The sequence below is a fragment of the Streptomyces sp. NPDC006197 genome, assembly GCF_040613865.1.
Taxonomy (GTDB): domain Bacteria; phylum Actinomycetota; class Actinomycetes; order Streptomycetales; family Streptomycetaceae; genus Streptomyces.
In genome coordinates this window covers 1-8,079 of the sequence record NZ_JBEXSZ010000233.1, presented here as the reverse complement: position 1 = coordinate 8,079, position 8,079 = coordinate 1, and the positions used below count along the sequence as shown (strand labels likewise).

8 protein-coding genes and 1 pseudogene are annotated in these 8,079 nt (G+C 72.9%); 6 read left to right on the top strand and 3 right to left on the bottom strand.

The window, feature by feature from the left end:
* Window positions 1-759: 759 nt before the first annotated feature.
* Window positions 760-1,566: pseudogene (locus ABZ318_RS38115) on the top strand (RNA repair domain-containing protein); the annotation flags it as partial.
* Window positions 1,567-1,679: 113 nt separating this feature from the next.
* Here ABZ318_RS38115 and ABZ318_RS38110 read toward each other — a convergent pair.
* Entirely contained in the window at window positions 1,680-2,651 is a 972-nt protein-coding gene (locus tag ABZ318_RS38110) for a helix-turn-helix domain-containing protein (RefSeq protein WP_356907005.1), read from the bottom strand.
* A gap of 98 nt (window positions 2,652-2,749) precedes the next feature.
* On the opposite strand from ABZ318_RS38110, the gene ABZ318_RS38105 reads away from it, so the two are divergent.
* Entirely contained in the window at window positions 2,750-3,154 is a 405-nt protein-coding gene (locus tag ABZ318_RS38105; protein ID WP_356907004.1) for a hypothetical protein, read from the top strand.
* A gap of 275 nt (window positions 3,155-3,429) precedes the next feature.
* On the opposite strand, the gene ABZ318_RS38100 is transcribed toward ABZ318_RS38105, so the two are convergent.
* Window positions 3,430-4,662, bottom strand: a complete 1,233-nt coding sequence (locus ABZ318_RS38100) for a protein kinase (RefSeq protein WP_356907003.1) — start codon at window positions 4,660-4,662, stop codon at window positions 3,430-3,432.
* 253 nt (window positions 4,663-4,915) lie between these two features.
* Between ABZ318_RS38100 and ABZ318_RS38095 the strand changes: the two genes are divergently transcribed.
* The 4 genes from ABZ318_RS38095 (at window position 4,916) to ABZ318_RS38080 (ending at window position 7,003) form a co-directional block, all read left to right on the top strand.
* The gene (locus ABZ318_RS38095) at window positions 4,916-5,137 is read left to right on the top strand and encodes a DUF6458 family protein (RefSeq protein WP_356907002.1); all 222 of its coding nucleotides are present in this window, start codon (window positions 4,916-4,918) and stop codon (window positions 5,135-5,137) included.
* A gap of 62 nt (window positions 5,138-5,199) precedes the next feature.
* Window positions 5,200-5,574 carry a PRC-barrel domain containing protein gene (locus ABZ318_RS38090; RefSeq protein ID WP_356907001.1) on the top strand — a complete coding sequence of 125 codons (375 nt, stop codon included), beginning with the start codon at window positions 5,200-5,202 and terminating at the stop codon, window positions 5,572-5,574.
* A gap of 145 nt (window positions 5,575-5,719) precedes the next feature.
* Window positions 5,720-6,172, top strand: coding sequence for an SRPBCC family protein (locus ABZ318_RS38085; protein ID WP_123459358.1), 453 nt, complete (start codon window positions 5,720-5,722; stop codon window positions 6,170-6,172).
* A 273-nt stretch (window positions 6,173-6,445) separates the two neighbouring features.
* Complete coding sequence (locus tag ABZ318_RS38080; protein ID WP_356907000.1) at window positions 6,446-7,003, top strand: DUF6328 family protein; 558 nt, start codon at window positions 6,446-6,448, stop codon at window positions 7,001-7,003.
* A 213-nt stretch (window positions 7,004-7,216) separates the two neighbouring features.
* Here the strand turns inward: ABZ318_RS38080 and ABZ318_RS38075 are convergent, their stop codons facing one another.
* The gene (locus ABZ318_RS38075; protein WP_356907006.1) at window positions 7,217-7,786 is read right to left on the bottom strand and encodes a DUF4230 domain-containing protein; all 570 of its coding nucleotides are present in this window, start codon (window positions 7,784-7,786) and stop codon (window positions 7,217-7,219) included.
* Between the last annotated feature and the right edge of the window lie 293 nt (window positions 7,787-8,079).

The following is an 8,079-nucleotide window of genomic DNA, read 5'->3' as shown; positions in this document are numbered from 1 at the left end:
TGGTTGGGGGCGCAGCGCGGGGCGGGGCGGTCCGGGGGGGCCCCCGCGGGGGGGCCGCCGCGACCCGCGCCCGCGCCAGATCCCCCGCCGCCTCGTCCCGGGCGCGCCCGGGACGAGGCGGACCCGGGCGAGCCGGCCCGCCCTCGCCCAGACGCCCTCCTGCCCGCCGGCAGTCCCAGTGGAGGGCAGCGGTGCCCTCTCTTCATGTCTCGGCCGCTGCCGGAGGGCCGCGGACGGTGCGCGGTGTGATCGCCCGGTACTCACCCTGCGCCGGATGGAGACCGGTCGAGGACATGGCGCTGGACGACGCGGTGGCCCGGATCCCCGACGGACGTCTGGCCCGGCACGAGGAACGCGTCGTCTACGGACCGGGCGAACCACGGGAGGCGTACAGGCGCCCTTTCTGGACGGCGCCTCACTACGCCGTCGCGGAGCAGCAGGAGTCCACGCGCCGGCAGGCGGAGCAGGAGGCGCAGAACGTCCGCCGACAGAAGGCACAGGCCGCGAAGAAGGCGAAAGCGGCCGCATGCGAGCGGTTCCGGTCCCGGACGGGGACCAGGACGGGGCGGTCGCGGAGCTTCGAGGCGATCGTGCAGGGCGCACTCGGGCACCAGGCGCAAGAAGGTACGTCTTCGCCGGTCAGCGGTTCGGCTGTCTTTCGCTCTCCTGCCGTGACCGCAGCGAGGCAGGCGGGCCGAGCACTGGCTTGCAGGGCCGACCGGGCGCGCGTCACCCTGATAGTCGAGAGCAGGTGCTGACGTGCACACCAGCGACGAGATCTACCACCGGGTGCTCTGGGACCCGCGCTTCGACCCCGAGCGGTTCGTGATGGGGATCGCCGAGCGCGGGGCCCCGCCGAAGCGCGTCCCGCTCGGCGACTTCGTACCGGGCGGGGAGATCCCCTGGCACCGGGTGGTGTTCTTCGAGGCGGACGGCCAGGTCGTCTGGGACCGTGCCTCCGGCGCCGACCGGCTCGACGAGACCCTCGTCGGGCAGGTCGGTCCCGTGCCGGCCCCGGCACCCGGCGACGTCCTCGCCGTCCCGCCGACGAACCGCACCGCCGTCGCCTGGCTGCCGCCGGCGGAGCTGTGGCCGCCGATCCAGCACATTCGCCGCGAGCACGACCGGCAGATCCGCCGCTGGCCGCCGCACGTCAACGTCCTCTTCGGTTTCGTCCCCGAGGCCGAGTTCGCCCGGGCCCTGCCGCTGGTCGCCGCGGCGCTCGCCGAGACGCCGCCGTTCACCGCCCGCCTGGCGGGCGTCCACTGGTTCGGACACCGCGAGGACGCCACCGTCTGGCTCGACCCGGCCGCCGCCGACCACGAGCCCTGGGCGCGGCTGCGGGAGTCCCTGGAGCTCCGCTTCCCGCTCTGCGGGGCACACGCGCACGGCTTCACCCCGCACCTGTCCCTCGGCCGGACCCCGGACCCGCACCCCCTCGCCCGCAAGGCGGAGGCCCTCCTCGGCCCCATGACGGCCCGGGTCGACGAGCTGGCCGTGCTTTCCCGGCGCGGCGACGAGCCGATGCGGGTCCGGGCCCGCGTCCTGCTCGGCAGCGGCGCCATACGCCAACCGGAGAAACCGACCCTTGCGGGCAGCCCTCCGCCGGACAGGCCCTAGGCAGACGCGGCACGGGCTTCGGCACAGTCGGCCGAACCGCTGAACAGCGAAGACGCACCTCAGCGCCCGGCCCCTGTGCGGTAGCGGGACGGGGAGACGCCATAGCGGTCCAGGAACGCCTTGCGCAGGGCCTCCGGAGTGCCGAAGCCGCAGCGGGCGGCCACCGACGCCACCGGGAGTGAACTCGACAGGAGGAGGTGGGCGGCCGCCTCCGTGCGTACGCCCCGGACGTACCGGCCGGGCGGTTCCCCGAGGCATCGGGTGAAGAGCCGGGTGAGGTGACGGGGCGTCATCCCGGCGCGGGCGGCGAGGGCGGGCGTGCTCAGGTCCTCGTTCGGGTGCGCGGCGATGTGGGAGACGAGGACGCGGACGACGTCCTCGCGAGGTGGCGGTGCCGCGGTGAACACGCTCATCTGGCGCTGATCACCCGGACGTTGCATGTGGACGACGAGGTGCCGGGCCACCTGGCGCGCCGGCTCCGGACCGTGGTCCTCCTCGATGAAGGCCAGGGTCAGGTCCAGCGCGCTGGTGATGCCGGCCGACGTGTACACGTTGCCGTCACGGATCCACAGGGGCGCCGGGTCCACCCGCACATCCGGGTATCCGTTCGCCAGGTACGGGGCGAACTGCCAGTGGGTGGTGGCCCGTCGGCCGTCGAGGAGACCCGCCGCGGCCAGCACGGCCGCGCCCGTGCAGACGGAGGCGACCCGGCGGCTCTCGCGGCTGAGGCGCCGGACATGGCCGACGAGGCGGGGGTCCGCGGCGAACCGCTCGACGCCCAGCCCGCCCGAGACGACGAGCGTGTCCAGCGGCCCCTTCGTCCGCTCCAGGGACTCGACACCCGCCAGCGTGAGTCCGGTACCGCACCGGATGGAGGCCCCGCCCGGGGCGATCACCCGCACGCGGTACGGCGTACCGGGGTCCCCGAGCGCGTTGGCGAGGGCCAGGCCCGTGGTGACGCAGGCGATGTCGAGGAGTTCGGCCGACTCGAAACCGACGACGGCCACCACCCGTTCAGCGCGATCCCCCATGCGCCGACCCTAGCCCGCACGGACGACCAGCCCAAGACGGCGGACATCCCGGGAGCGAACCGGCGACCGGAGCGGTCTCGCGCCGGACAGTGGGTCGCATGACGACGATCCGCTTCCTCGCCCACCGCTGGCCGACCTGGCTCGCGCTCGCCCTCGCCCTGGCGACCTTCGCCGACGGGCTCCCGCCCGCGTCCTTCCTCGCTGCCCTCCTCGTGGTCATGCCGCTGTGCTACCTGGCCTTCGGGGCCGTACGCGGCGAACTCGGCGACCGGCGGGCGCTCACCGTCCAGACCGCCGGTCTCGTCGTCTTCTGCGCGTGGGCCGCGGCGGTCCTCCTCCTGGACGGGAGGACCGCGCTGTACGTCGTGGCCGTCGGCTGGTTCGCCCACGCCCTCTGGGACCTCTCACACCACCGCACCGGCTGGGTCGTCCCCCGCGCCTGGTCGGAATGGTGCGGCGTCGTCGACGCGTCGGGCGCGCTGGCGATCGTCCTGCTGGTCTGACCGACCACGCCCTTACGGCATCCGGCGAGCGCTTCCGGCCGCTCGTTGTCGGCGGCGCTCCCGCCGGCCGCCTCGTACGGGGGACGGACGAGGACGGTCGCCGCCTCCGGGCGGTACATCACCAACGGGCCGGTGCGGGCCGGGGCCGCCGGTAGGAGCCGCTCCTCGAACGGTTCGTCGTGCTCGATCACTCGGTCCGGCATCCGCCGTACGTGGAAGCGGCCTTCGTCCGGGCCCCGACGAGTTCCGTTCCTGAAGCAGGCCGAAGCCGGCGGTCAGGACGAGGCCGGGCGGTCCGTTCCGGGAGCCCCGCCGGACAGCGAGCGGTCGACGCTCGCGCGGGGGTCGTCCGTATGCGGTACGAGTGGTGCCGGCGCGATCGTCCGGACACCGTCCGCCGGCTCCGACGAGGGAGCAGCCACCTCCTGGGGTGCCGGCCGGGCCGCCGCCTCCCCGGCGGGGGAGCCGCCCAGGGAACCGGTCAGTGTGAGACCGAGCGTGGCCAGGGTCGTCGCCACGGCCCGCACGCCGGCGGGGCGCCCCGAACGGCTTGCCCGGGGGGAACGGGCGGACGCGCGTGCGCCGACCGGTCCGGCGGGTCCTTCGGAGACGGGGCGAGCCGCCCGTCCGCCCCGGGAGACACACCCGGAGGCAGCCGGGGAGGCGCGTCCGGTTTTCTGCAGGTCGGCGAGGACGCGGGCGCAGACGGCCGCACCGGGCCGGCCCTCGGGGGCCCGGGCGGTCATGGCCGTCAGCAGGGCGGCGAGCCCCGCCGGAAGACCCGGCGGAAGCACCGGAGAGCGGTTCAGGTGCGCCAGCGCCGCCTCCAGCGGCGCTCCTCCGTACTCCGCCTCGCCCTTCAGCGCTTCGAGGAGCACCAGGCCGAGGCTGTAGACGTCGGCTTCCGGTCCCGCGTTCCGGCCCAGGGCCTGTTCGGGTGCCATGTAGGAGGCGGTCCCGATGAGCGTGCCGTCGCCCTCGGACGCGGAGCCCGCGGACCCGTCGAAGCGGCGGGAGATGCCGAAGTCCGACAGGTGCGGGGCGTCCGTGCGGTCCAGGAGGATGTTCGACGGTTTGACGTCGCGGTGGACGACCCCACGGGCGTGCACATGGGCGAGAGCCGAGGCCAGGACCGCCCCCAACCGGCAGGTCTCGGCGTGCGTGAGGACCGTGCGGGCCATACGCCGTCGTAGCGTCGTCCCCCGGACGAGCTGCATCACCAGATAGGGCCGGCCCTCGTCGTCGCCCGTGTCGTAGAGCGTCACCAGGCCGGGATGCTGCATGCGCGCCAGGAGCCGGGCCTCCTCGCCGCACCGCGCCGCGGTCCGGCGGGCGTCCTCGGGGCGGAACACCTTCACCGCCACCGGGCGCCGCAGCCGCAGGTCCAGTGCCTCGTACACGTCGGCCGAGCCGCCGCGGCCCAGGAGACGGTCGAGCCGGTAGCGTCCGGCGACGGCGTGGGCCGTCAGTACGGGGTCGGGACGGAAGGGCCTCGCACGGACCTGCATCGGTGCTCCCGGGGGTGTGGTCGGCTTCTGCCGACGGGCCGATCGGCGGGTGTGCCGCCCGCCGGTGCGTGCGCGGGCTCGTGGCTGACGCGTGCCCTGTTGCTCCATGAACATCCCCAGGGGGAGGGAAAGGAGCGAGAACGCCTGCCCGGGCGAGCCGGGAAGGACACGCTCCGACCGCGCCCGGGGTCGGCATGGTCCCCGGAGACCCGGGTACGCGGACGCTGTCCAACCCGCATGGGAGGGAGCAACCATGGGTCTGGGGCTGTTCATCATCATGATCGCCGTCGGCGCCATCCTCACCTTCGCCTCCGACTGGGAGGTCGAAGCGGTCGACCTCGATCTGGTCGGCCTGATCCTGATGGCGGTCGGCTTTCTCGGAACCGCCGTCTGCACGAGCGTTCTCCGCCGCCGCCGGATGGGGGTCCCGCCCGTGGCGCCCACGGTCACCGACGACCGGCGCGACCTGCTCTGAGGCGGCACGCACGTTCGGTGCCGCGACGTACACGACGCACAAGCGACAGAGGAGTGACAGCGATGACCGACCGTCTCTGGTCCTACAGCACGGAGTCCGGCCACCTGGCGGGCACCGACCTCACCGGATGGCGGGTCGAGGCGTCCGACGGGCACATCGGCAAGGTGGACAAGCACTCCGACGAGGTGGACGACGCCTATCTGGTCGTGGACACGGGCGTCTGGATCTTCGGCAAGGAGGTGCTGATCCCGGCGAGCGCGGTGACCCGCGTCGACCGGGAGGAGCACACGGTCCACCTCGCCCTGGCGAAGGAACAGGTGAAGGACGCACCCGAGTTCGTCTCCGACAAGCACCTCGCCGACCGGCAGTACCGCGAGGAGATCTGCGAGTACTACCGCACCGGCGGGCCCTTCTCGGGCGGCATGGGCGCCGTCTGAGGAGCCGGGGCCCAGGCGCCTCGAATGACACGGGATGCGTTCTGCGGCTGCCGAGAAGGTGTGAGCCCTGCGGGACGGGTCAGGCGAATCACGGCGATCCAGCCCCGATGGGGAGGGAAGCCCCGTCTACGAGAAAGGTGTTGACATGTCGAAGGTGGAAGAGTCCGTAGAGGTCGAGGTTCCGGTCCGCGCCGCGTACGACCAGTGGACCCAGTTCGAGACGTTTCCGCGCTTCATGGACGGCGTGGAGCGGATCGAGCAGCGTACGGACACGCTCACCCACTGGGTCACGGAGATCGGCGGTGTGCGGCGTGAGTTCGACGCCGTCATCACCGAGCAGATCCCGGACGAACGCGTCGCCTGGACGACGGTCGAGGGCGAGGTGCGACAGGCCGGCGTGGTCACGTTCCACCGTCTTGACGAGACCCGGACGAAGGTCATGCTCCAGATGGACTTCGCCCCCGAGGGACTGACGGAGCAGGTCGGCGACAAGCTCGGGTTCGTCAAGCGGAAGATGACCGGCGACCTCAAGCGGTTCAAGTCGTTCATCGAGGAGCGGGGCGGCCAGGAGACGGGCGCCTGGCGCGGATCGGTCTGAGGGTACGCCGCAGGTGCGACGCACGGGCGTCGCACCTGCGGCACCGAGGTTCGGAGACCGGCGCTCCCTGCTTCAGCTCGATCTCGACGAAGGCCGGCGGGGCGGTGCCGGCGTTGACGACGTAGTCGTACGCGTGGACGTGGCGGCCGGTGGACCGACCGGGTCCGAAGTCCCAGCGGGTGACGTGGACCCGGTTGTCCTCGTGCTGCGTGTTCGCGCGGGCCGTGGGTTCCTGCCACCGGGGCACAGGGACACTCCTGAGAGAGGATCTTCATGGACGGACGAAACGGCGGTGCCACGCCGAAGGACGAGCAGGGAGAGGCGCGGCGCGGGGGGAACGCCGGGGGGCCGGGCACCGGCGCGGACGGGCGGGGCGAGACCGAGGAGGAGCGCGCGGACCGGCGCTGGCAGGAGCTCCTCCAGGAGATACGGGTCGCCCAGACCGGCGTCCAGATCCTTCTCGGCTTCCTCCTCACCGTGGTGTTCACTCCGCTCTTCCACGATCTGGAGCAGACCGACAAGACGATCTACCTGGTCACCGTCGTCCTCGGCTCACTGGCGACGGGTGCGCTGATCGGCCCTGTCTCCGTCCACCGGATCGTGTCCGGACGCAGGGTCAAGCCCCAGGCCGTCGTCTGGGCCTCCCGGCTCACCTTCACCGGCATCCTGCTCCTCCTCGCGACGTTGACGGCCGCGCTGTTCCTCATCCTGAGGGTGGCGACGCACGACCCGTACGTGCCCTGGCTGGTCTCCGGAGTCCTCGTCTGGTACCTGGTCTGCTGGTTCGCCCTGCCCCTGTGGGTCCGCACGCGTCACACGAGCGGAAGCTGACCCCACGCCCGCACGAGCGAGGCCGGCCCCCGCGCACAGCAGCGGAGGCCGGCCTCTCACGCGCGTACAGCCGGCACGACGGAACCCCTTTAGCTGCTCCTCACGTCGGCGACGTCCGTGCGGGAGCCGCGTCCGGGGAGGCCAAGAGGTGCTTCCGGGACGTCTCCTGCGCTGATCGGCGCGTCTCCAGGGAGCGGCTCGCACGGATCCCGCTCATGCGTAGGTGACCGTCACCCGTTCGAAGCCGAGGCCGTGCAGGAGTTTCTGAAGCATCTCGGTCGTGTTCCGCTCCGCGCGGGACGTCAGCCCCGACTCGCGGGCGGCGTCGCTGATCCGCCGGGCGGCGAGGACGTTGACGGCCTGCTCGCTCGCGGGGTTGTCCGAGAAGAGGTCGCCCAGCCGGTCAAGCAGACCGCGCTGCTTGGACACGGCGTACGAGCGCTCGGGATCGAGCGCGGGAGCGGCCGTCCTGGCGTGCGGCAGGCGCAGGGTGGCCTCGGTCCGATCCGCGTCGACGGTCACGGCGTCGTCCCCGAGGCGGCCCAGTTCGACGTAGGCGCCGACGCTGCCGGTCGCCACGTAGAGGGTGCGGGTGCCGCGGATCGAGTCCGGCAGGAACCGCGCGTCGTGCTCCAGGTCGACCACCACCTGGTAGGTCCCCGCCGCGCCCTCGTACCGGCTCAGGTCCTGGACGGACTTCAGGACGGCGGGACCGGAGCGGTCCTTCACCTGCGTCCCGAAGACGTCCAGGCCGGGGACCCCGAGGAACTGGCCGATCAGCATGAGGGCGACGGCGAGCACGAGCAGGGTGACGGTGACGAGGTGCCACCTCCTTCCGGAGCGATTCCTTGTCCGGTGGGGCGGCGAGGGTCTGTTCTCGGTGTCTTCTCCCATGGTCGCCTGGTGCCCGCCGCGACGCTCCCCATTCTCAACTCGGCGCAGAACGCTATGAGTTGATGCTCGTGGTGAGGGTGTGTCAGCCGTGCGGTCCCCGAGGGACCGCACCGCCTGCAGGCGCCACGCCGAGGGGTCGCCGGGCCCGGCCCCACCCGAGCGTCCGCGAGAGGAAGAGCGGG

Coding starts and splice junctions, on each gene's coding strand:
- ABZ318_RS38110 (WP_356907005.1), bottom strand. CDS start 2,651: ATGGGGGATCGCGCTGAACGGGTGGTGGCCGTCGTCGGTTTCGAGTCG.
- ABZ318_RS38105 (WP_356907004.1), top strand. CDS start 2,750: ATGACGACGATCCGCTTCCTCGCCCACCGCTGGCCGACCTGGCTCGCG.
- ABZ318_RS38100 (WP_356907003.1), bottom strand. CDS start 4,662: ATGCAGGTCCGTGCGAGGCCCTTCCGTCCCGACCCCGTACTGACGGCC.
- ABZ318_RS38095 (WP_356907002.1), top strand. CDS start 4,916: ATGGGTCTGGGGCTGTTCATCATCATGATCGCCGTCGGCGCCATCCTC.
- ABZ318_RS38090 (WP_356907001.1), top strand. CDS start 5,200: ATGACCGACCGTCTCTGGTCCTACAGCACGGAGTCCGGCCACCTGGCG.
- ABZ318_RS38085 (WP_123459358.1), top strand. CDS start 5,720: ATGTCGAAGGTGGAAGAGTCCGTAGAGGTCGAGGTTCCGGTCCGCGCC.
- ABZ318_RS38080 (WP_356907000.1), top strand. CDS start 6,446: ATGGACGGACGAAACGGCGGTGCCACGCCGAAGGACGAGCAGGGAGAG.
- ABZ318_RS38075 (WP_356907006.1), bottom strand. CDS start 7,786: ATGCTGATCGGCCAGTTCCTCGGGGTCCCCGGCCTGGACGTCTTCGGG.